Origin of the sequence: Rahnella sp. RFA10(1/100), assembly GCF_004195115.1 — a bacterium.
GTDB lineage: Bacteria > Pseudomonadota > Gammaproteobacteria > Enterobacterales > Enterobacteriaceae > Rahnella > Rahnella perminowiae.
Genome location: NZ_SEWR01000008.1, coordinates 1 through 24,109, shown reverse-complemented (window position 1 = coordinate 24,109; position 24,109 = coordinate 1). Strand labels below are relative to the sequence as shown.

Here is a 24,109-nt window from a genome sequence, read left to right as displayed (position 1 = left end):
CTCCTGTTCACAACTCTGCTTCTCTGCGATTACGGCTCACATTTTGCCGTGATAGGCTTATTCAATGTATGTTTTAAGTTCGCCTTGCAGCAGGTCGTATGAAATTCAGATTACCTTTTCAGGTAAAACTCTTTTTATCTCTGGTGGTATTTTCCTGCGTGTTGCTGGCACTGCTGGGGGCGATTTTATTTCATATTATCGACCGCCAGTTGCATCATGATCTCGGTCAGCGTGCCCGGGTTCAGGCCAGCGAGATTGCGCTGATGCCAGGGCTGGCGCAGAAAGTTAAGGCGCGGGATATTTCCGGCATCGCGCAGCTTATCCAGCCATTACGCGATAAAAGTGACGCCAGTTATATCGTCATCGGCGACACCCGCGAGCTGCATCTTTATCATTCCGAATCGCCGGATCGCGTAGACCTGCCGATGATCGGCGGTGATAACGCCGGTGTACTGGCCGGTAAAACCATTATTTCTGTGCGTCAGGGCGGCATTGGCGTTTCATTACGCAGCAAAGCCCCGATTCTGGATGCGAATAACCAGGTGATCGGGATTGTTTCGGTCGGTTATCTCACCTCATATATCGACAATATTAATGGCCGCCGTCTGGCGCAGGCCGGTTTATACGGTTTGCTGCTTTTATTATTGTTGTTTATCTTTTCCTGGATGTTTACCCGTAACGTTAAAAGACAGATGTTCTGGCTGGAACCCAAAGATATCGCCCTGCTGGTTCGCCAGCAAAAAGCTTTACTGGAAGCCATGTATGAAGGCGTATTTGCGGTTAACGCTGAAAAGCAGCTGATTTCCATTAACCGGGCTGCGCGTGAATTGCTCGATATCCGCCGGCCCGAAAACGAACTGCTGGGTAAACCCCTGGCGGAGGTGCTTCAGACGCCTCCCGCATTCTTCACGCAAAGCGGCATCAGTGGAAATAACAGTCAACATGATCAGATTACGGTACTTAATCAGCGCCAGGTGATCGTCAACCGCGTGCCAATCGAACTGGAACCCGGTGCAGAGAGTGGCTGGGTATTCAGTTTCCGCGATAAAAATGACATTAATACGCTGAGCAGCCAGTTGAGTCAGGTGAAACGCTATGCTGATAATCTGCGCATCATGCGCCATGAACAGCTCAACTGGACCGCCACGCTGGCAGGTTTGTTGCAAATGCAGCGTTACGATGACGCCATGCACTATATACAGGCGCAATCGGAAGGCGCACAGGCGGTGCTGGATTTCGTCTCAGCGCGCTTTACCTCACCCGCGCTGTGCGGCCTGCTGCTGGGGAAATACGTCAGCGCGCGTGAAAAAGGCGTCGGGCTGAGTTTCGACCCGGCTTGTCAGCTCACCCGCATTCCGGCAGGCATTAGCGAAACCGAGCTGATGTCCGTAGTCGGTAACTTGCTCGATAACGCCGTGGACGCCACGCTGAAAGCGCTGTCGCCGCCTGCACCGGTTGAATTGTATATTTCCGACAGAAACCAGGAACTGCTGATTGAAGTCGCCGATCAGGGCAACGGTGTGGAAGATGCGCTCAAACCGCACCTGTTTGAACAAGGCGTCACCAGTAAGCCTTCCAGCGGACAGGACGCCACGGGTGCAGAACATGGCATCGGCCTGTATCTGGTTGCCGGTTATGTCCGTCAGGCGGGTGGTAGCATCGAAATATCAGACAACACGCCGCAAGGTACGATATTTTCAGTCTTTATCCCGTACCCGGCTGAAGCGTTAACAGGACAGAACCATGAATAACAGCAGCGCACTTGATGTCGTGATTGTGGAAGATGAGCCGCATCTGGCCGGTCTGCATCGTGATTTTATCGAGCAAAATTTTAATCTGCGCGTGGTGGGCATTGCGGCCACACTGGAACAGGCGCGTTCTCTGCTGCGGCTGCATCAGCCGCGGTTGATCTTGCTGGACAATTATTTGCCCGATGGTCAGGGCGTGGATCTGATCGACAGCCCGTTGCTGAAAAGTGTCGAATGTTCGGTCATTTTCATCACCGCCGCCAGCGACATGCAAACCTGCAGCCAGGCAATGCGCAGTGGCGCGTTCGATTACATTATCAAGCCGGTGTCATTTCATCGCCTGCGCAGTTCACTTGAACGCTTCATGCAACTGGTGCAAACCCTGCGTAATGTCAAAGTTGTTGATCAGCGGGCGCTGGATAAACTGTTTAATCTGCCCGCTACCGACACACCTTCAGCGCCTTCAGCCAAAGGCATTGAGCCGAATACGCTGGAACTGGTTCAGCGTGCGTTCACCACCAAACCTGATGTCAGCTGGTCAGTCGAGCAGGTGGTAGAAGAAGTCGGGATCAGCAAAACGACAGGCCGCCGTTATCTGGAATATTGCGTGGAAATTGGCTTTATCGCCGTGGAGATGCAGTACGGAAATATCGGTCACCCGAGGCGCCTGTATCGCAAAATAGCCGATGGCGGGAAATCTGCGTCATGATGTCCAATTGTGTCGGTTTCCCTGAGCGAATTACCCCCTCCCTGCCGGTGTTCTCACCGGCCAATTTCCGGCTTACCCCACCTGTTCAGGCTATTATTTCAGTGCATATTCATGTTTCAGACAACCGGTAAATTTCCGGCTTTCACGCAAATCTGAAATCTCTATTTACACCTGCCAATATGCACCGGCCATCACACGTTAATTTCATTTAAATTACAAAATTCAAACCCGCTAAAACCCCACAAAGAAAAAAGTTATTAATTTTATTAAAATCAACAAATTAACTATATTCTTAACGGATTACCCTGTCCTTTAATTAGGGGGATAACCTCAAATATTTTCACCCGGAAATTTGTCATTAATTGTCAACGCTCACCGGGCGAAATTAGCCACCCCAAATACCAACAAATACATAACCTGGAAATCAATCATGATTATTCCCCGGAAACATTGAGACTTGTCTCAGAATTTCGATGTGTTAGGGTATAACGCGTTCACTATTTCGTTACAGGCAAAATCCTATACGGTCCAACACAAAAACTAGACATCGAGCCGATACGGCTATTTATATCCAAGGAATGCACATTGCATGGCAATTAAAATCGAAGTAAAGAATCTTTATAAGGTATTTGGTGAAAATCCGGACCGCGCTTTCAAGATGATTGACGCAGGTAAGGGTAAAGAAGAAATTTTTGAGAAAACCGGTCTTTCACTTGGCGTTAAGAATGCCAGTCTGGCCATTGAAGAAGGCGAGATTTTCGTCATCATGGGGTTATCCGGTTCAGGTAAATCCACCATGGTACGCCTTCTCAATCGTCTGATAGAGCCCACCCGCGGCGAAGTCCTGATCGACGGCGAAGATATCGCCAAAATCTCAGAAGCAAAATTACGCCAGGTACGTCGCAGTAAAATCAGTATGGTGTTTCAGTCCTTTGCGCTGATGCCACACCTGACCGTGTTGAATAACACTGCGTTTGGTATGGAACTGGCCGGCGTGCCGGTGGAAGAGCGCAACGCCAAAGCGATTGACGCATTGCGTCAGGTCGGGCTGGAAAACTATGCCAATTCTTATCCGGATGAATTGTCAGGCGGGATGCGTCAGCGTGTCGGTTTAGCCCGGGCGATGGCCAACAACCCTGACATTTTGCTGATGGATGAAGCCTTCTCCGCACTCGACCCGTTAATTCGTACTGAAATGCAGGATGAGCTGGTGAAGCTTCAGGCTCAGCATCAGCGCACCATCGTGTTCATTTCTCATGATCTGGACGAAGCCATGCGTATCGGTGACCGTATCGCTATTATGCAGGGCGGCGAAGTGGTGCAGGTCGGCACACCGGAAGACATTCTTAATAATCCGGCCAATGACTACGTTCGCACGTTCTTCCGTGGTGTCGATATCAGTCAGGTCTTCAGCGCCAAAGACATTGCCCGTCGTCGTGGCGCGCTTATTCGTAAAACCCCCGGTTTTGGTCCGCGTGCCGCGCTCAAGTTGCTCGAAGATGAAGACCGCGAATATGGTTATGTGCTTGAACGTGGTCAGAAATTTATCGGCGTGGTGTCGATTGAATCCCTGAAAACTGCGTTGAAAGCCAATCAGTCGCTGGAAAGTGCCCTGCTGGAATCGCCGGCAGCCGTACAGGCGGATATGCCGCTCAGTGAACTGATCTCTCACGTTGCCGCTGCGCCTTGCGCCGTGCCGGTTATCAATGAGGACAATAACTATATCGGCATTATTTCCAAAGCCATGCTACTTCAGGCTCTGGACAAAGAAGGGGGTAACGAATGAGCACTTCAATCCTAAATAACACCATTACACAACACGCTCAGGCCGCTCAGGCACAGGCTCTTGATCCTTCCGTGGATCCGTGGAGTGCTGATAACGCCAGTGGCGGTGTCGCACCGCACGCTGACGCCGCAACCTCTGCCGCACCGGCCGATGCGGGCAGCAGTGATCCGTGGGGCGGCGGCAGCGATGCCGCGACCAGCACACCGGACGCCACACATCACGCCGCGGCCCAGACCAACGACTGGCTCAGCATCGCGCCGGAACATCATCAGCATTTTAATGTTCTCGATCCGTTTCACAGCACGCTGATCCCGCTCGACCGCTGGGTCACGGAAGGGATCGACTGGCTGGTGGGCAACTTCCGTCCGGTATTCCAGGGGATCCGTGTTCCGGTCGATTTCGTCCTGAGTGGTTTCCAGCACGGTCTGGAATCCCTCCCCGCGCCGATTGCGATCCTGGTCTTCGCCTTGCTTGCCTGGCAAATGGCCGGTTTCGGCATGGGTGCCGCCACGCTGGTTTCGCTGGTGCTTATTGGCGCAATCGGTGCCTGGTCACAGGCCATGGTGACACTGGCGCTGGTTCTGACGTCTCTGTTTTTCTGTATTTTGATAGGGCTACCCCTCGGTATCTGGCTGGCACGCAGTCAGAAGGCGGCCAAAATTATACGGCCGTTGCTTGATGCCATGCAGACCACACCGGCGTTCGTGTATCTGGTGCCGATCGTTATGCTGTTTGGTATCGGGAACGTGCCAGGCGTCGTGGTGACAATCATCTTCGCCCTGCCACCGGTGGTGCGTCTGACCATTCTGGGTATTAATCAGGTTCCGGAAGATCTGATTGAAGCAGCCAAATCCTTTGGTTCAAGCCCGCGACAGATGCTGTTTAAAGTTCAGCTACCGCTGGCTATGCCGACCATTATGGCCGGGATTAACCAGACGCTGATGCTGGCGCTGTCGATGGTGGTTATCGCCTCCATGATCGCCGTAGGCGGGCTTGGCCAGATGGTACTGCGTGGTATCGGACGTCTGGATATGGGTCTGGCATCAGTGGGTGGCGCGGGTATCGTTATTCTCGCCATTATTCTCGACCGTCTTACCCAGTCGATGGGTCGCGACAGCCGCAGCAAAGGCGGTCACCGCTGGTTCACCCGTGGCCCTGTCGGTCTGGTGATGAAGCCTTTCACCAGGAAAGCCTGATTCACACACTGCATTTTTCCCGGCGGTCCGCTGCCGGGAACACTCAACAGCTAAAACAACGCAGTCCACTCTTAGGTATTCATAAACAATCCTCAAAAACATTCGGGCAGCCAACGCAGAGGCAACCTGAATGATAAAGAGGAAAAGAAATAAGGGTTCACCATGCGCACAACGCCTATTTGGGCACTAGCCCTGAGCACACTCGTCACATCCTCAACAACGTTCGCTGCCGATTTACCGGGTAAAGGCGTGGTCGTCAAACCGTTGCAAAGCACCATTGCAGAAGAAACTTTCCAGACCGAACTGGTTAACCGCGCACTGGAAAAACTGGGCTACGACGTTCAGCAAACCGGCGAAGTGGATTACAACGTCGCGTATACCGCCATCGCCAGCGGCGATTCCACCTACATGGCGGTGAACTGGGAGCCGCTGCAAAAAGACATGTATAACGCAGCCGGTGGCGACCAGAAGTTCTACCGTCAGGGCACTTATATCAGCGGCGCAGCACAAGGCTATCTGATCGACAAAAAAACCGCCGACAAGTACCACATCCACGATTTGTCGCAGTTGAAAGACCCGAAAATCGCCAGACTGTTTGACGAAGACGGTGACGGCAAAGCTGATATGGCGGGCTGTAATCCGGGCTGGGTCTGCGGCCAGGTAATCAATACCCAAATCAAAGCTTACGGACTGAGCAATACCGTGACGCAAAACGAGGGCAACTATTCGGCCATTATTGCCGACACCCTTACCCGGTTTAAATCCGGTAAGCCGGTTCTGTACTTCACCTGGACGCCTTACTGGGTCAGCAACGAGATGAAACCGGGCAAAGACGTGGTCTGGCTGACCGTGCCGTTCTCGGCAAATCCGGGTTCGCAGAAAGATCTCGATACCACGCTGCCGAACGGTAAGAACTACGGCTTCCCGGTCAACAACGAACACATCGTGGCGAACAAAGCCTGGGCTGAGAAAAACCCGGCAGCAGCGAAACTGTTCGCCATCATGAAATTGCCGCTGGCCGACGTTAATGCACAGAACCTGCGGATGCATGAAGGGGAATCGTCTTCAGATGATATCCGGCAGCACGTTGATGGCTGGATCAAAGCGCATCAGGCGACCTTCGATGGCTGGATCAAAGAAGCTACCGCCGCAGCAAAATAACACATGATAAAAACTGAGGTAATGATGAAAAAGACAGGACTCTGGGCCGTTGCCGCCCTCACCACATTTGCAACAGCAACCCCATTCGCTGCCGAACTGCCGGGTAAAGGTGTCACCGTGACGCCAATTCAGAGCACCATCAGCGAAGAGACATTTCAGACTGAGCTGGTGAATAAAGCGCTGGAAAAACTGGGCTACGATGTACAGCCAATCCGCGAAGTCGATTATAACGTCGGCTACACCACCATTGCGGCCGGAGATGCGACATTCACCGCCGTCAACTGGTCACCGCTGCACGATGAAATGTACAAAGCCGCCGGGGGCGATAAGGTATTTTACCGCGAAGGGACTTATGTGACCGGCGCGGCGCAGGGCTGGTTAATCGATAAGAAAACTGCTGAGAAATATCACATCACCAATATTGAGCAGTTGAAAGACCCGAAACTGGCTAAGTTATTTGATACCAACGGCGACGGTAAAGCCGATCTGACCGGTTGTACACCGGGCTGGGGTTGTGAAGCGGCACTGAATGAACAGCTGAAAGCCTACGGCCTGGAAGATACCGTGACCCACAATCAGGGTAACTATTCTGCAATGATCGCCGACACCATCACGCGTTACAAAGAAGGTAAACCGATCTTCTATTACACCTGGACGCCATACTGGGTCAGCAATGTGCTGGTTCCTGGCAAAGACGTGTTGTGGATGCAGGTACCGTTCTCTGTCGTACCGGGTGATAAAAATGCCGATACCACACTGCCAAACGGTAAGAACTATGGTTTCCCGGTGAGCACCATGCACATCGTGGCGAACAAAGCCTGGGCTGAGAAAAACCCGGCGGCGGCGAAACTGTTTGCCATCATGAAACTGCCGCTGAAAGACATCAATGCGCAGAATGCTGCCATGCATGCCGGTAAAAATTCAGAAGCCGATATCGACGCACAAACCGACGGCTGGATCAAAGCCCACCAGGAACAGTTCGACGGCTGGGTAAAAGAAGCGGCTGCTGCAGCGAAATAACGCTACATCAGATTCAGTCAGGCCAGCGGGCGGGGAGAAATCTCCGCCCGTTTTTTGTGAAGAAAATGTCCATTACAAAACCAAATAGTTGCCATGAAAACTATTCATTGGTTTAATATTTCAACCAAAACGATAATTACCATTCGCTTTCCTCTGCTCCTTCAATAAGATACGTTTATTCATATTATGAAAAAAACTACAGCACATTCTCCACTCAGCCCGGCGCTGATTATTCTGATGGCAGTGGCCACCGGGCTTGCCGTCGCCAGTAACTATTATCCACAACCGCTGCTGGAAACCATCGCCCGGGCGTTCAGCCTGTCGGTGAATCAGGCCGGATTTATCGTCACGGTCGCTCAGCTCGGTTACGCCTGTGGCCTGATGTTTATCGTGCCGCTCGGCGATATGTTTGAACGCCGCAGTCTGATTGTGCTGATGACATTACTTTCTGCTGCAGGTCTTCTGATTACTGCGATGGCGCCCACGCTGACCATCATGCTGATCGGGACGGCGCTCACCGGATTGTTCTCGGTAGTGGCACAAATTCTGGTGCCGCTGGCTGCCACGCTGGCAGAACCGGAGCGTCGCGGTAAAGTCGTCGGACTGATTATGTCTGGCCTGTTACTGGGGATCCTGCTGGCACGTACCGTCGCGGGTGCGCTGGCATCACTGGGAGGCTGGCGGACGGTGTACTGGGTCGCCAGTGCGTTGATGGTCGTGATGGCGCTGGTGTTGTGGCGTAAATTGCCAAAGCACCAGCAGAAAACCGATCTCAATTACCCGCAGTTACTGAAATCTATTTTCACACTCTTCATCCGTACGCCAGTTTTACGCACCCGTGCGCTGATAGGCATGTTCTGTTTCGCCAACTTCAGCATTCTCTGGACCTCGATGGCATTCCTGCTCGCGGGCCCGGCGTATCACTATTCCGAAGGGGTTATCGGCCTGTTTGGTCTGGTGGGTGCGGCGGGTGCGCTGGCAGCCACCCGCGCAGGGAATCTGGCGGATAAAGGCAAAGCCCATCTGACCACCACGGCGGGTCTGATCCTGCTGTTGCTATCCTGGGCAGCGATTGCATACGGGCAATATTCGGTGATCTCACTGATTATCGGTATCATCGTTTTGGACCTTTCGGTTCAGGGCGTCCACATCACCAATCAAAGCGTTATCTATAAAACGATGCCGGAAGCGCGTAACCGCCTGACAGCGGGTTACATGACGACATACTTTATCGGGGGTGCGGTGGGGTCACTGGTGTCTGCTTCGGCTTATCAGGCGGCGGGTTGGTACGGGGTCTCAGCAGCGGGTACTGTCATGTGTGTGCTGAATTTACTGGTCTGGTGGAAAGGACATCAATACACCCTGGCCTGATAACGTACGAAACTACATCAGGAGGGAACCATCACTCCTCCTGATTAGCTTGCGAATAGTCATTAAAGAAATTTATTTGAACCAAAGGGTGTCAACAATACTTACAGTCTGGTAATGTTTACGCCATGAATTATTTGCCGGCAACCATCCGGTTTCACAATGTTTTAAACACCCATGCAAACCAATCCAGATCTCGAAGCACCCGACCCCGTTCGTGTTTCCACTTTCGCACAAGGTATTACCGATAGCCTCCCTATCGTGATGGGTTATCTGCCCATCGCTTTTGCATTCGGTCTCAGCGCCGTCAAACTGGGTTTCACCCCTTCTGAAAGTCTGCTGTTTTCCATTCTTATCTACGCTGGCGCCAGCCAGTTTGTGATCACCGCGTTGCTCAGTGCAGGCATGTCGTTATGGGTTTCCGCCCTGACAGTGATGGCGATGGATGTGCGGCATGTGCTGTATGGTCCTTCACTGCGCAATCGTATTGTGGGAAAACTCTCTGGCAAAAAAACCGCGCTTTGGGCATTCGGCCTGACGGACGAAGTCTTTGCTGCCGCAACGGCCAAACTGATCCGCAATAAACGTAGCTGGAGCGAAAACTGGATGTGCGGCATTGCGCTGTCATCATGGCTTTCATGGGTTTTTGGCACCGCAGTGGGTGCGCTGTTTGGTAATGGTCCGCTGGAAGATTTCCCCGCCATCGAAGCCGCACTCGGATTTATGTTACCGGCGCTGTTCCTGAGTTTCCTGCTCGCGGCCTTTAAGCGCCAGCAGAGTGGAGTGTTTGTCGCCTCACTGACCGGTGCGCTGGGCGGGTTGCTGTTCTGGTCGATTCCCGCCGCCATCGCCTGCGGCCTGGGTGCGGGGTGCCTCGCCGCCTTGCTGCAACGCCCCGTTCCCCCTTCTGCCACGGAGATCACCTCAGATGAGCACTGATGTCATTTTGGTTTGTCTGCTCGTCGGCACCGTCAATTACCTGTTCCGGTATCTGCCTCTGCGCCTGGGTTCGCGGCAGAAGTCAGCACTGAAAAGTGGCCCGTTATCCCGCGTACTCGACAGCATTGGTATCGCATCAATTTGTGCGCTGCTGGTGGTTTCAGGCACCCCAGAAATTCTGCGCGATCAGCAAAAGCTGCTGCCGTCACTGGCCGGTTTTGCTCTGCTGGCACTGATTTTCTGGCGTACCAAAAGCATTGTTATTGCCACCCTGACCGGCGCTGTGGCGTACGGTCTGGTGTTCAAGCTGATGCTGATGGCAGGCTGAAGACCATTTTTATCAGGGGGATAAACAACGGGCGAAGTCCGCCTGTTACAGTCAATATCGAATAATTCACCGGAGTTATGAATAACACTAATTGCTAAAGAATAGGTGATTCATAACATTGATATTATTAATTACCGTCGTTACTATGTCATTCGTAACTAATGAGGCTTCTCATATGGACAGTTCGTTCACGCCAATTGAAAACATGTTAAATTTCCGGGCTAAAAAGCAAAAAGATTTCCCCTATCAGGAAATTTTGCTGACCCGCCTGTGTATGCACATGCAAAGTAAATTGCTTGAAAACCGTAATAAGATGCTGAAAGCGCAAGGCATTAATGAAACGCTGTTTATGGCGTTGCTCACCCTTGATGCACAGGAAAGTCACAGTATTCAGCCTTCGGAGCTCAGCTCTGCGCTGGGTTCATCACGCACCAACGCCACCCGGATTGCGGATGAGCTGGAAAAGCGCGGATGGATCGAACGCCGTGAAAGCGATAACGACCGCCGGTGTCTGCATTTGCACCTGACAGCTGACGGTGAAGCCTTTATTCAAAAGTTACTGCCGCCTCAACATAAGAGCCTGCATTTTCTCTGGTCGACATTAGACGCAGATGAACAGAAGCAGTTAGAAACCCTGACGCGCAAACTGTTAACTCGCCTTGATCAGATGGATGCGACAGCACTACAACAATTCTAGATTTCTGTTCAGGTAAACTACACATGTCACTCCAAGTTCGCTGGAGGCTTACGCCGCTGTTTGCAGTTTTTATTTTGGCCGGCTGCGCTTCCGGTAATAATATTGCTCCTCAGTCGTCGCTGCTCGATACGCAACAGCTTCATCTGCAGCAGGCAAAAGTCAGTTCCCTGACCATCGGTCCCCAGTGGTGGCGCAGTCTTAATGATCCGCAACTCGATAATCTGATGACCACGACGTTGCAGAACTCGCCATCATTACGTCAGGCAGCCGCACGGGTGCGCGAAGCGCAAAGTGTGATGGGCGAAGCCGATGCCGCCAATGGCCCTTATCTGGATTTGAACGGTTCAACGCGTCGTGAACGTGTCGCAAAAAACACGATCCCGCCGTTTCTGACCAGCTATCCCGAAGCGCCAATTTACGACAGCAGCAACAGCCTCGGGCTGAATCTGAGCTATGAGTTTGACTGGTGGGGTAAATACCGCAATCAGGTGAATGCCGCGAAAGCACAGGTGGATTCTGCCCGTGCAGAACAGGCTGAAGCCGCCCTGACGCTGACCAGTTCGGTGGCGTCAGCTTATTATCAGTTGCAGGCAAACCTTGCCTTGCAGGATATTCTGCAACACGAAGTGGATAATAATCAGCACCTTGCCGATTTGCGCAAAGCGCAATATCAGGCAGGCGTCTACGGCGTTGAAATTCCGCAACAAACTCAGGCTCAGGCCGACAGCGCCAAACAGCAGATCATCAATCTGAAATCGCAAACTGAACAGCTGAGACATCAGCTTTCTGCGCTGGCCGGACGTGGTCCGGACGCGATGGACGGTTTGCATGCCGTTGCGTTGCCATCACCCGACACGCTGGCACCCAAAGGTGAACTGACCCTGGATTTACTCGGCAAACGCCCTGACATCGCCGCACAGCGTGATCTGGTGGAGTCCTATTCCCAGAGCGTCAGTGCCGCGAAAAAAGAGTTTTATCCAAGCCTTTCTATCAGTGCCTTCGGGGGTCTGACGACCACCAACTTCGGCGGCACCAGCCCGAATCTTTTTGAAGCAGCCAGCAAAGCCTGGAATATCACACCGGCGATTTCGCTGCCGATTTTCCACGCCGGTGCGTTGCGCTCCAAACTGGGCGAAGAGTCCGCGTTATATGACCAGTCCGTTGAGTCGTATAACCAGACCATCCTGAACGCCATCCAGCAAACTGCGGATGCCATTACTGTCTCGAAAAGCAGCGTTGAACAATTGCAGCAGGCTTCTTCTGCCGCTAAATCGCTGGAAGAGGTGTATCGCGTTTCAGATGCAAGGTACAACGCTGGCGTCATCGGACGGGATGAGCTGTTAACCAGCCAGTCAGCACTCCTGCAACAACAGCAGGCACAACTTACCGCCAGCAGTCAGTTGATGCAGGCAAAAATCAGTCTCGTCCGTGCGCTTGGGGGAGGTTATCAGGCCCCGGCAGCGGATCCAAAATCATAATAAAAGACTCAGTGTGGAGAAGACCATGAGCGCAAATGCCGATACTCAGGCAACGCCGCAAGCTCCGAAAAATAAGAAGAAAACGCGCAAAGTCGCGATGCTCTTGTTAACCGGGATTTTCATTATTATTGCCATCGCCTACCTGTTTTACTGGCTGCTGGTATTACGTCATTTCCAGTCTACCGACGATGCTTATGTGGCCGGTAACCAGGTGCAGATTATGGCGCAGGTGTCGGGCAGCGTAACCGACGTCAATTTCGACAGCACCGACTTTGTAAAAAAAGGTGACGTGCTGGTGACCATCGATCCTACCGATGCTGAGCAGGCGTTCGAACGCGCTAAAACGGCGCTGGCGAACAGCGTGCGGCAGACGCATCAGTTGATCATCAACGGTAAGCAATACCAGGCCAATATCGCGCTGCGTCAGACGCAACTGCAACAGGCGCAGACAGACCTTAAGCGCCGCATTGTGCTGGGAAATGTCGATGCGATTGGCCGTGAAGAACTGCAACACGCACGTGATGCCGTCGATACCGCAAAAGCGCAATACGATGTCGCTGTTCAGCAATACAACGCCAATCAGGCGATGATTCTGGATACCCCGGTCGATAAGCAGCCACAAGTTCTGCAGGCCGCCGCTCAGGTCCGTGACGCATGGCTTGCCCTGCAACGTACTAAAGTGCGCAGCCCTGTTGACGGTTTCGTCTCGCGCCGTGCTGTTCAAATCGGCCAGCAGATCAGCCCGACAACGTCCCTGATGGCTGTGGTGCCCGCGCATCACATCTGGGTCGATGCCAACTTTAAAGAAACCCAGCTGGCGAACATGCGTATTGGTCAGGTGGCCACCGTGGTCAGCGATATGTACGGCGATGACGTGAAATATCACGGTAAAGTGGTCGGCATGGACATGGGCACCGGCGGTGCGTTCTCGCTGTTACCGGCGCAGAATGCCACCGGCAACTGGATCAAAGTGGTTCAGCGTCTGCCGGTACGTATCGAACTCAACGATCAGGAAGTGGCTGAACATCCGCTGCGTATCGGGTTATCCACGCTGGTGACGGTTGATACTCAGAACCGTGATGGCCTGGTGCTGGCCAATAAAGTGCGTAGTGAACCGCTGTACCAGACTTCAGCGCTGACGCTGGATCTGACACCGGTTAATGCCATCATTGCTGACGTTATTCATGCTAATGCAGGCTAAAACATCCGGAGGCCTCTGTGGCAAATAAACCGCTGGTAGGCGCCCCGCTGGCCTGGATGACGGTGGCTTTGTCTATGGCCACCTTTATGCAGGTGCTGGACTCTACCATCGCCAACGTGGCGATCCCGACCATTGCCGGGAATCTGGGTGCCTCGAACTCACAGGGTACCTGGGTTATCACCTCGTTCGGGGTGGCAAATGCCATCTCGATCCCGATCACCGGCTGGCTGGCAAAACGCATCGGTGAGGTCAAACTGTTCCTGTGGTCCACCGTGCTGTTTGCCCTCGCCTCCTGGTTGTGCGGGATGTCCAACAGCCTGGAAATGCTGATTTTCTTCCGTGTGGTACAGGGCGTGGTAGCAGGTCCGCTGATCCCGCTTTCACAAAGTCTGTTACTGAATAACTATCCGCCGGCCAAGCGAAGTACCGCACTCGCGCTCTGGTCGATGACGGTGATTGTCGCCCCGATTTGCGGGCCGATCCTCGGCGGGTATATCAGTGACAACTACCACTGGGGCTGGATCTTCTTCATCAACGTGCCGATCGGTCTGGCCGTGGTGTTCCTGACGCTCAGAACGCTGAAGGGGCGCGAGACCGCCACGCAGATCCGTCCGATCGACAGTGTGGGGTTAGTACTGCTGGTGCTGGGTATCGGGGCTTTACAGGTGATGCTCGACCGGGGTAAAGAACTCGACTGGTTTAACTCGACGGAAATTATCGTGCTGGCGGTCGTGGCCGTGGTCGCGCTGTGCTTCCTTGTCGTCTGGGAGCTGACCGATGACCATCCGATCGTTGATTTGTCCCTGTTTAAATCACGAAACTTCACCATCGGTGTGTTGTGTATCAGTCTGGCTTATATGCTCTACTTCGGTGCCATTGTATTGCTGCCGCAGCTATTGCAGGAGGTCTACGGATATACCGCCACCTGGGCCGGTCTGGCGTCCGCGCCGGTCGGTATTTTGCCAGTACTGATGTCGCCGATCATCGGGCGTTTTGCGCACCGTCTGGACATGCGAAAGCTGGTGACTTTCAGCTTTATCATGTATGCCTATTGCTTCTTCTGGCGCGCCTATACGTTCGAACCGGGGATGGATTTTGGCGCATCCGCCTGGCCGCAGTTTATTCAGGGCTTCGCGGTGGGTTGCTTCTTTATGCCGCTGACCACCATTATTCTGTCGGGATTACCGCCGGAACGTATGGCGGCGGCATCGAGTCTGTCAAACTTTATCCGTACGCTGGCGGGGTCGATTGGTACTTCAATCACCACCACCTTGTGGTCGAACCGTGAATCGCTGCATCACGCGCAGTTAACGGAAAATATCACACCGTTTAATCCGACAGCGACGCAGACCTACCAGCAGCTCGAAGGCCTCGGCATGAGCCAACAGCAAGCTTCAGGATGGATAGCACGGGAGATCACGAATCAGGGATTAATCATCTCTGCCAATGAGATTTTCTGGTTATCCGGTGGCGCATTCCTGGTGTTGCTGATTTTAATCTGGTTCGCCCGTCCGCCGTTCACCAGTGGCGGGGGCGCGGGTGGCGCGCACTGATTCAGATAAACCTTGAGTATCAGAAAATAAAACGGACGCCTTAAGCGTCCGTTTTTTTATGGCTAAAACCAGGTTATTACGCCTGGTTCTGGCGCCACCATTCTGCCAGTAAAATACCGGATGCGACGGAAACGTTGAGGCTTTCCACTTTACCCGTACCACCGATAGAGACACTCAGGTCGCCCTGCTGCCATGCACTGTCAGACAAACCATCACTTTCTTCACCCAATACCAGCACCATTTTGGCCGGTAATTGTGCTTTGCCCAACGCCGTACCTTTATGGCTGGAGGTGGTGACGATGGTGTATCCCGCTTTACGGAAGGTTTCCAGAACATCAAGGAAGTTATCCGCGTTAATGGCTTTAACGTGTTCCGCGCCGCCTTCTGCCGTACGCACTGCCGCACCGGATTCCAGTTGAGCCGGATCCTGAACCATCATCCCGTTGATACCAAAATGCGCACAAGAACGCATGATACCGCCGAGGTTGTGCGGGTTGCCGACGTTTTCCAGCGCCAGTACACAGTCTTTTGCCGGCGCAGTTTGCAGATAAGTTTCCGCATCCAGACCCTGACGTTTTTTAATCAGGAAACATACGCCGCCGTGGTGTTCGGTGCCGGAGGCTTTCGCCAGTTCGTCATCTTCAACCACATGATAGGCTTTGCGGTTAGCTGCCATCCAGCGCAGCGCTTCACGAAAACGCGGAGTGACGGATTGCACAAACCACGCCCGCACAATCGCGTCCGGACGGCTGGCAAACAGGGCCTGACAGGCGTTTTCGCCATACACGCGGGTCTCTTCCTGACGCTGACGACGCAGCTGCTCAGGATCGATAAAACTTTTACCGCTGATACCGCCGTGATCCGGTACGGCATCATCTGCCGGTGGACGTGAGACCGTTTTCCACGGCGAAGAGTACGGGCCATCGTCGTCACGGGCCGGACGACGCGGGCGATCGTCCCCACCACGGCGCGGTGCCGGGCCGCGGGAATCACCACGGGAATCGCTGCTGCGACGCTCATTGCGGCGGGCATCGTCTGGACGGGAACCCTGGCGAGGTTTATCGCCCGGACGTCCTTTATTGTTGGAAGGACGTTTATCGTTATTGCGGTTATCGCCGTCGTCGTCACTGCGGACGTACATCACTTTGACTTTGCCGTTCTTGCCACTGAATGAATCGTTCATTTTTCTCTCCACCTACGCGCAGGGCGCGAAGATTACCTGATGTCTGTGAGCTAAGCCACAGGCTTTGGACCAAAAGCTAAAAACTATCGTAATCATTGAATAAACCACGTTGTTTACATGACGTAGCAACCTCATACTTACAACATACAAGTAACATATCAGCCGTGTTGTTTACCGCTTTTAAGGATAAAACCGGGGTTGTGGTTGATACCATTCTCACGTTAAGCAATGTAGAGGCTATTTTATGAATACGGTTTGTTCATCTTGTCAGGCCACCAACCGCCTGCCTGAGGATCGTATCGACGACGGCGCAAAATGTGGCCGATGCGGCCATGCACTTTTTGAAGGCGATGTCATACACGCGACTGCCGCCACGCTGGACAAATACCTGCAGGATGATCTGCCGGTTGTCGTCGATTTCTGGGCACCATGGTGTGGCCCTTGTGTTAATTTTGCGCCGATTTTTGAAGATGTGGCGCAGGAGCGCGCCGGTAAAATCCGCTTCATCAAAGTGAATACCGAGGCAGAACCTGAACTGAGCGCGCGGTTCCGCATCCGCAGTATTCCGACCATTATGGTGTTTAACGAAGGCAAAATGGTCGATATGTTGAGCGGGGCGATGCCTAAAGCGCCGTTCAATAACTGGCTTAATGAATCATTGTAACGCATAAGCGGTTATAAAGCCCTTGAAGGCCCGTCACTGTACGGGCCTTTTTCTGTTTATAACAGATGTCCCTTGCCTGCCAGCATCGGGGGATTAGAATAACCGTTTTTCAAAAACCGGAATGCCTATGTCAGACAACGCCGTCCTTCGCCTGCGTGAGCAGCGTTTAGCCCGCTCCACCCGCCCTTTTCTTGCACGCGGTTCACGGGCGATACGCTGTCAGCACTGTCTGTTGCCCAAACGCAACTGCATCTGTGCTACGCGCGAAATTCATCAGGCCGCCAGCCGTTTTTGTCTGGTGATGTTTGACACGGAGCCGATGAAACCGAGCAATACGGGTCGCTTAATCGCGGATGTACTGCCCGATACGCAGGCGTTTTTGTGGTCACGCACGCAAACTGATCCGGCTCTGCTGGAAGCCATTGCCGATCCGCAGCGGCAGGCTTATGTGGTTTTTCCGGCCTCTTTCGCCGCACCGCCACGTCAGGTGTTTACCGACGTTCCGGCAGGCAGCAAACCGCCTTTATTCATTATGCTCGACGGTACCTGGAACGAAGCGCGTAAGATGTTCCGCAAAAGTCCTTATCTGGATAATCTTCCCGTTTTCTCTCTCGATGTGAGTGCCAGCTCTGGCTATATCCTGCGTGAAGCCTCACGTCCGGAATTGCATTGCACCGTAGAAGTCGCCGCCGCATTGTTGGAAAAAGCCGGGGATCTCAATGCCTCAGCGGGCCTCTCGCGCCACTTTACCCATTTCCGCACCCAGTATCTGGCCGGAAAACCCCATCATCCGGTGCATCAGCTCACAGCAAAGAACGAAGAAAGCCTCTAGAATCAGTTAAGGATAATTGTTCGGAGTACTCATGAGTCAGCGCGGACTGGAAGCACTACTACGACCTGAATCTATTGCGGTCATCGGCGCCAGCAATAAAGCGGGACGGGCCGGATATCTGATGATGCGCAATCTGCTCGACAGCGGATTCAACGGCCCGGTCTTACCGGTCACTCCGGCTTATCGCGCGGTGTGTGGTGTGCTGACCTGGCGGGACGTCGCCAGCTTGCCGATGTCACCGGATCTCGCCATTCTTTGCACACACGCAGACCGCAATCTTACGTTACTTGAACAACTCGGCGAACGTGGCTGTAAAACCGTCATTGTGCTTTCCTCACAGCCACAACAATTCGCTGAACTTAAAACCTGCGCCCAGCGCTTTTCGATGCGTCTGCTCGGTCCCAACAGCCTTGGTATTCTCGCGCCGTGGCAAAAGCTAAATGCCAGTTTTTCGCCGGTGCCCATTATTCCCGGCAAACTGGCATTTATTTCGCAGTCGGCGGCAGTTGCCAATACCATTCTGGACTGGGCGCAACAGCGTGCCGTGGGCTTTTCCTATTTCGTATCGCTGGGCGACAGCCTGGATATCGATGTCGATGATCTGCTTGATTTCCTCGCCCGTGACAATAAAACCAGCGCCATTCTGCTGTATCTCGAACACATCAGTGATGCACGACGCTTTCTTTCCGCCTCACGCAGCGCCTCACGTAATAAACCGATTCTGGTGATCAAAAGTGGCCGCAGCGGACAGGCGCAGCAATTACTTAATAGCCCGCTAAGCCTTGATGCCGCTTACGACGCGGCGATTCAGCGCGCCGGTTTACTGCGTGTGCAGGATACCCATGAGCTATTTTCCGCTGTTGAAACGCTGAGCCATATGCGGCCGTTACGTGGCGAGCGGTTGCTGGTCGTCAGTAACGGTGCCGCGCCCGCTGCGATGGCGTTGGATCAGTTGCTTTCACGCAATGGTAAACTGGCGCAACTGAGTGAGGAAACCTGTCGAACAGTGCGTGCCATTTTGCCTGAGAATATCACTGTTTCGAATCCGCTGGATTTGCACGATGACGCCACACCGCAGTTGTATCAGGCGGTGATGACCGCTCTGCTCGGCAGCACCGATTACGATGCAATACTGGTGATCCACGCCCCCAGCGCTGCCGCACATGGCACGGTGACCGCCAGCCACGTCATCGACGCAGTGCATACGCATGCCCGGGGTAAATACATCACACTGCTGACCAACTGGTGCGGTGAGTTTTCCTCGCAGGAAGCCCGTAAGCTGTTCACAGAAGCAGGGATCCCGACTTACCGGACCCCGGAAGGGACAGTGACGGCGTTTATGCATATGGTGGAATACCGCAGGAACCAGAAGCAACTCAAAGAAACGCCGGCACTTCCGGCCGACCTTGGGCAGAACACCGGTCAGGCGCATCAGGTGATCGCCCGCACGCTGGCGGAAGGTACGACACAGCTGGATACGCATGAGGTACGCGCCATTTTGCAGGCATACGGCATGAATGTGCTGCCGACATGGATTGCCAGCGACAGCGCAGAAGCGGTGAATATCGCCAGCCAGGTGGGTTATCCGGTGGCGCTGAAATTGCGCTCCCCGGATATCCCGCATAATTCTGAAGTACAGGGCGTAATGTTGTATCTGCGTACCGCCAGCGAAGTTGCACAGGCTGCCAATGCTATTTTTGACCGTGCCAGACAGGCGTTTCCGCAGGCAAAGATCCTGGGGCTGCTGGTGCAAACCATGGCCAACCGGCCGGGCTCACAGGAACTGCGCGTGGTTGTCGAACAGGATCCGGTATTCGGCCCGCTGATCATGTTGGCAGAAGGCGGTACTGACTGGCGACCGGAAAGACAGGCGGCGATTTCTCTCCCTCCGCTGAACATGACGCTGGCGCGTTATCAGGTGGTTCAGGCACTCAAAAGTGGCAAAATTCGTGGCCGTAATGCCCTGCATCCTTTTGATATTCCGGCGCTGAGCCAGTTACTGGTGAACGTGTCGAACCTGATCATCGACTGCCCGGAGATCGAAAGGCTGGATATTCATCCTCTGCTGATTTCCGGCAGTGAACTCAGCCTGCTTGATGTGTCCATGCAGCTTTGTGTACAGGGAGCAGACACCCGATCGCGACTGGCGATTCGCCCTTATCCGCGTGAACTGGAAGAGCACGTTATACTTAAAGATGGTTCACCGGCGCTGTTCCGCCCCATCCTTCCGGAAGATGAGCCGCTGCTAAAAGCGTTTATCCTGAAGGTCACTAAAGAAGACCTGTACTACCGCTACTTCAGTGAGATTAATGAGTTCACACATGAAGATTTAGCGAACATGACACAGATCGACTATGACCGTGAAATGGCATTCGTCGCCATTCATAGTGTGGATAATGAAAACGAAATTATTGGCGTTACCCGGGCGGTGTCTGATCCTGATAATATTGATGCAGAATTCTCGGTGCTGGTACGGTCGGATCTGAAAGGACTGGGGCTCGGAAGACGGTTGCTTGATAAGATGATTCATTACGCGGCAGAGCACGGCCTGCAACGCCTCACAGGCATTACGATGCCCAATAACCGCGGCATGATCACGCTGGCCAGGAAACTCGGATTCGACGTTGATATTCAGATCCAGGACGGCATTGTGAACCTCTCACTGACACTGGAAAAGGCCCGGATTTCGCAGCAGAAAACCGTGAGCCTGCGCCGCGAACAGGCAAAAGATGCGCACATGAGACAGGACTAATGGTATTATCGACCGATTGTGCGGTCACCACTGTCTGCTTGTGCCGCTAAAGCCATTACATAAAGAGAGAAGAAGCGCACTGTGATGTTGTCAAAATTGAAACGTAATAAACATCAACAACACCTTGCTCAACTGCCCAAACTCCCCCAAACGGTTGATGCTGTAAAAACGCTCTACTGCCCTGCAGATTTCCGTAAGACGCTGCTCGAAGCGATTGCCAACGCCACCCAACGGATTTATCTGGTCGCGCTCTATTTAGAGAATGATGACGGCGGTCGTGATGTGCTTTCGGCGTTGTATGCCGCCAAGCAGCGACGTCCTGACCTGGAGATTTGTGTGCTGGTTGACTGGCACCGCGCTCAGCGTGGCCGCATTGGCGCGGCAGCCTCAAACACTAATGCTGACTGGTATTGTCGCATGGCAAAAGAGCATCCTGAGCTTTCCGTGCCGGTGTATGGCGTTCCGGTTAATACCCGTGAAGCGTTAGGTGTTTTGCATCTGAAGGGCTTTATTATTGACGATCAGGTGATCTACAGCGGTGCAAGCCTCAATGATGTTTACCTGCATCGCCATGAAAAATACCGCTACGATCGCTACCAGTTGCTGACTAACGCTCCGCTGGCCAATACCATGATCGACTTTATGAAGAAATCGATCCTGACTGCGGCTGCCGTACAGCGTCTTGATCGTGAAGATCGTCCTAAAAGCATTGAGATCAAAAACGAAACGCGTCAGTTCCGTCAGAACCTGCGCGCCAGCGGTTATCATTTCAAAGACAGTGCAGGAAATGATGAACTGGCAGTGACGCCTATCGTGGGTCTGGGCAAACAAAATGAACTAAACCGGACCATCCATCATCTGATGTCCAGTGCGGAACATAAGCTGACGCTGTGTACGCCTTATTTCAATATGCCTGCGATGCTGGCGAGAAATATCATTCATCTGCTGCGCCGGGGTAAGCAGGTGGAAATTATCGTGGGTGATAAAACCGCCAACGATTTTTATATCCCGCAGGATCAGCCATTCAAAATCATCGGTGCCTTACCCTATTTGTATGAAATTAACCTGCGTCGCTTCCTGAGCCGCTTACAACGTTTCGTTGACAGCGGGCAGCTGATTGTTCGCCTGTGGAAAGATGGCGATAACAGTTACCATCTTAAGGGAATGTGGGTTGATGATCGCTGGCAGTTGATCACGGGCAATAACCTGAATCCACGCGCATGGCGTCTGGATTTGGAAAATGCCATTCTGATCCATGATCCGCATAAGGAGCTGGCATCCGCGCGACACAAAGAGCTGGAAGAAATACGCCAGCACACGCAGGTTGTTTCGCATTATATGGAACTGGAAAGTATTCCTAATTATCCGGTGAAAGTCCGTAAACTTATCCGCCGTCTGCGCAGGATACGTATCGACAGATTAATCAGCCGGATTCTGTAATTGCCTATACTAAAAGCCTGATCATTCTGATCGGGCTTTTTTATATCAGGAAATCCACTTTATGATACAAAAATTATCGTGGGCCCTCAGGCTTCCCGTCATTATTCTGATATCCGCATGTAGCGGATGTACGCATTACGCAAATGACGCCTGGACTGGCAAAGATAAGGCAGAGCACTTTGTAGGTTCCGCTGTATTAGCAGCAGCGGGGGCAGCATACGGTGATCATCAGGGATGGAATGAAGCACGCAGCCGCTCATTTGGATTACTGTTTTCCGTCGGACTTGGCGCGACCAAAGAAGTTTATGACAGCCGCGCGGGTGGCAGCGGCTGGAGCTGGAAAGATTTTAGCTGGGATATTGCAGGCGCAGCCACTGGCTACAGCGCTTATCATCTGACTCATTATTAAAGTGCATCCGTGCACCCTCTCAGCGCGGACTACAGCTGTATTTCCTTTCCCTTACGATGTAATTTCATCGACACAATAAATGCAACGAAACACATTACGCAGACATACCAGAAAAACACTTCTTCAATATTCCATGATTTAAAGGTCAGCGCGACATATTCTGCCGAACCGCCAAACACAGCATTAGCAACCGCATAAGATAATCCCACACCTAATGCCCTGACTTCAGGTGGAAACATTTCTGCTTTTAATAATCCGCTGATGGATGTGTAAAAACTGACAATCAGCAGTGCCAAAACAATAAGCCCGAAGGCAATATAAGGACTGGTAACGGTTTGTAGAATATACAAAATCGGTAGGGTTAAAACAGTCGCCAGACCGCTAAATATCAGCATAGAACTGCGCCGACCTATTTTATCTGACAGCCCGCCAATAATAGGTTGCAGGCACATGAAGACAAAAAGAGCGATAGTCATTAAGGCGCTCGCTGTTTTGGTTTCCATACCGGCCGTATTCACCAGGTATTTTTGCATATAAGTCGTGAAGGTATAGAAAGTCAGGGAACCTGCCGCAGTAAATCCTAATACCATGAGGAATACTTTTTTATGCTTCCATAATCCCGAGAGTGTACCGGCATCTTTATGCTCACGGGTTTGTTTATCTGATGTTTCATTCAATGAACGACGCAGAAACAGCGCCACAACAGCAAGTATCGCGCCCAATGCAAAGGGGATGCGCCATGCCCAGGATTTCAGCTCATCATTTGAGAATATCTGCTGCAATATAACCAGTACCAGAAGTGCCAGTAATTGCCCTCCGATAAGGGTCACATATTGGAATGAAGCATAAAAACCGCGACGGCCTTTAATCGCCACTTCACTCATATAAGTGGCGCTGGTTCCATATTCACCACCAACGGAAAGCCCCTGGAACAGGCGGGCGACCAGCAATAATATCGGGGCCCAGCCGCCTATAGTTGCGTAAGTTGGCAAACAGGCAATCACCAGCGAACCACAGCACATCATACAGACTGAGATCATCATAGAGTTTTTACGCCCATGTTTATCGGCAATGTAGCCAAATAACCATCCACCAATCGGACGCATAAAGAATCCGGCGGCAAACACACCTGCAGTTTGTAATAACTGAGTTGTGCTGTTTCCGCTCGGGAAAAATGAAGAAGCGAAGTAGAGCGAACAAAAGGAATAGACATAAAAATCGAACCATTCGACCAGATTTCCCGAAGAAGCCCCCACAATAGCGAAAATACGTTTCTTCTTATCCTGCTGATCGTGATTCCCAGACTGAGATCCCAGAGTATCCATTGTATTAATATCCCCAATAGTTCCTGTTAAAAACGAGGTTATGGCTATTTTTTATCGATAGGAAATATTGAGTTAAGCAACGAATCGGCGAGTTGGGGAGATGAATTTGAATATTACCTGGAGTTGCGGTGCCTTTTGTGAAGTGAAGCGCAGTAAAAGGTGATTGTAATCACCACCTGATAGCAATAAAGCCAAAAGCCCCGCACTTTCGTACGGGGCTTTTGGCTTTATTTGATGCCTGGCAGTTCCCTACTCTCGCATGGGGAGACCCCACACTACCATCGGCGCTACGGCGTTTCACTTCTGAGTTCGGCATGGGG

20 protein-coding genes are annotated in these 24,109 nt (G+C 52.5%); 18 read left to right on the top strand and 2 right to left on the bottom strand.

The annotated features are described in order from the left end of the window. Window positions 1–98 precede the first annotated feature (98 nt). The 13 genes from ETV65_RS20220 (at window position 99) to emrB (ending at window position 15,184) form a co-directional block, all read left to right on the top strand. The gene (locus tag ETV65_RS20220) at window positions 99–1,751 is read left to right on the top strand and encodes a sensor histidine kinase (protein WP_129954880.1); all 1,653 of its coding nucleotides are present in this window, start codon (window positions 99–101) and stop codon (window positions 1,749–1,751) included. Then, window positions 1,744–2,457: a response regulator gene (locus ETV65_RS20215; RefSeq protein ID WP_129954879.1), complete on the top strand. Its 714-nt coding sequence runs from the start codon at window positions 1,744–1,746 to the stop codon at window positions 2,455–2,457. Before ETV65_RS20220 ends, ETV65_RS20215 begins: the two co-directional genes overlap by 8 nt. A gap of 589 nt (window positions 2,458–3,046) precedes the next feature. Then, the gene (gene proV, locus ETV65_RS20210) at window positions 3,047–4,243 is read left to right on the top strand and encodes a glycine betaine/L-proline ABC transporter ATP-binding protein ProV (protein WP_129954878.1); all 1,197 of its coding nucleotides are present in this window, start codon (window positions 3,047–3,049) and stop codon (window positions 4,241–4,243) included. Then, window positions 4,240–5,439 (top strand): glycine betaine/L-proline ABC transporter permease ProW, encoded by a 1,200-nt coding sequence (gene proW / locus ETV65_RS20205; RefSeq protein WP_129954877.1) that lies wholly within the window; start codon window positions 4,240–4,242, stop codon window positions 5,437–5,439. Before proV ends, proW begins: the two co-directional genes overlap by 4 nt. Window positions 5,440–5,601: 162 nt before the next feature. Next, window positions 5,602–6,600: a glycine betaine/L-proline ABC transporter substrate-binding protein ProX gene (gene proX, locus ETV65_RS20200; RefSeq protein ID WP_129954876.1), complete on the top strand. Its 999-nt coding sequence runs from the start codon at window positions 5,602–5,604 to the stop codon at window positions 6,598–6,600. Between the two features lie 24 nt (window positions 6,601–6,624). Then, window positions 6,625–7,620, top strand: coding sequence for a glycine betaine/L-proline ABC transporter substrate-binding protein ProX (proX, locus tag ETV65_RS20195; protein ID WP_129955003.1), 996 nt, complete (start codon window positions 6,625–6,627; stop codon window positions 7,618–7,620). Window positions 7,621–7,806: 186 nt separating this feature from the next. Then, window positions 7,807–8,991 carry an MFS transporter gene (locus tag ETV65_RS20190; protein ID WP_129954875.1) on the top strand — a complete coding sequence of 395 codons (1,185 nt, stop codon included), beginning with the start codon at window positions 7,807–7,809 and terminating at the stop codon, window positions 8,989–8,991. 174 nt (window positions 8,992–9,165) lie between these two features. Beyond that, window positions 9,166–9,927: an AzlC family ABC transporter permease gene (locus tag ETV65_RS20185; protein WP_129954874.1), complete on the top strand. Its 762-nt coding sequence runs from the start codon at window positions 9,166–9,168 to the stop codon at window positions 9,925–9,927. Next, window positions 9,917–10,255, top strand: a complete 339-nt coding sequence (gene ygaH / locus ETV65_RS20180; RefSeq protein ID WP_129954873.1) for an L-valine transporter subunit YgaH — start codon at window positions 9,917–9,919, stop codon at window positions 10,253–10,255. The genes ETV65_RS20185 and ygaH overlap by 11 nt, the downstream gene beginning before the upstream one ends. A 175-nt stretch (window positions 10,256–10,430) precedes the next feature. Further along, window positions 10,431–10,952, top strand: coding sequence for a transcriptional repressor MprA (mprA, locus tag ETV65_RS20175; RefSeq protein WP_101079342.1), 522 nt, complete (start codon window positions 10,431–10,433; stop codon window positions 10,950–10,952). Between the two features lie 23 nt (window positions 10,953–10,975). Then, complete coding sequence (locus ETV65_RS20170; protein WP_129954872.1) at window positions 10,976–12,430, top strand: efflux transporter outer membrane subunit; 1,455 nt, start codon at window positions 10,976–10,978, stop codon at window positions 12,428–12,430. 25 nt (window positions 12,431–12,455) lie between these two features. Next, entirely contained in the window at window positions 12,456–13,631 is a 1,176-nt protein-coding gene (emrA, locus tag ETV65_RS20165; RefSeq protein WP_129954871.1) for a multidrug efflux MFS transporter periplasmic adaptor subunit EmrA, read from the top strand. 17 nt (window positions 13,632–13,648) lie between these two features. Then, window positions 13,649–15,184 (top strand): multidrug efflux MFS transporter permease subunit EmrB, encoded by a 1,536-nt coding sequence (gene emrB / locus ETV65_RS20160; protein ID WP_129954870.1) that lies wholly within the window; start codon window positions 13,649–13,651, stop codon window positions 15,182–15,184. 76 nt (window positions 15,185–15,260) lie between these two features. Here the strand turns inward: emrB and ETV65_RS20155 are convergent, their stop codons facing one another. Beyond that, window positions 15,261–16,367, bottom strand: coding sequence for a tRNA/rRNA methyltransferase (locus ETV65_RS20155; RefSeq protein WP_129954869.1), 1,107 nt, complete (start codon window positions 16,365–16,367; stop codon window positions 15,261–15,263). Window positions 16,368–16,611: 244 nt separating this feature from the next. Between ETV65_RS20155 and trxC the strand changes: the two genes are divergently transcribed. The 5 genes from trxC to ETV65_RS20130 all read left to right on the top strand — a co-directional run bounded on the left by trxC (window position 16,612) and on the right by ETV65_RS20130 (window position 22,464). Next, the gene (gene trxC, locus ETV65_RS20150) at window positions 16,612–17,031 is read left to right on the top strand and encodes a thioredoxin TrxC (protein ID WP_013574074.1); all 420 of its coding nucleotides are present in this window, start codon (window positions 16,612–16,614) and stop codon (window positions 17,029–17,031) included. Window positions 17,032–17,158: 127 nt separating this feature from the next. Further along, window positions 17,159–17,863, top strand: a complete 705-nt coding sequence (locus ETV65_RS20145) for a tRNA-uridine aminocarboxypropyltransferase (RefSeq protein WP_129954868.1) — start codon at window positions 17,159–17,161, stop codon at window positions 17,861–17,863. A gap of 31 nt (window positions 17,864–17,894) precedes the next feature. Beyond that, the gene (locus ETV65_RS20140) at window positions 17,895–20,615 is read left to right on the top strand and encodes a bifunctional acetate--CoA ligase family protein/GNAT family N-acetyltransferase (RefSeq protein ID WP_129954867.1); all 2,721 of its coding nucleotides are present in this window, start codon (window positions 17,895–17,897) and stop codon (window positions 20,613–20,615) included. An 84-nt stretch (window positions 20,616–20,699) separates the two neighbouring features. Then, window positions 20,700–22,055, top strand: coding sequence for a CDP-diacylglycerol--serine O-phosphatidyltransferase (gene pssA / locus ETV65_RS20135; protein WP_165383763.1), 1,356 nt, complete (start codon window positions 20,700–20,702; stop codon window positions 22,053–22,055). A gap of 61 nt (window positions 22,056–22,116) precedes the next feature. Further along, entirely contained in the window at window positions 22,117–22,464 is a 348-nt protein-coding gene (locus tag ETV65_RS20130; protein WP_129954865.1) for a YfiM family lipoprotein, read from the top strand. A 29-nt stretch (window positions 22,465–22,493) separates the two neighbouring features. Here ETV65_RS20130 and ETV65_RS20125 read toward each other — a convergent pair whose 3' ends face one another. After that, on the bottom strand, window positions 22,494–23,789 hold the full coding sequence (locus ETV65_RS20125) for an MFS family transporter (protein WP_129954864.1): 1,296 nt from the start codon (window positions 23,787–23,789) through the stop codon (window positions 22,494–22,496). Window positions 23,790–24,109 lie beyond the last annotated feature (320 nt).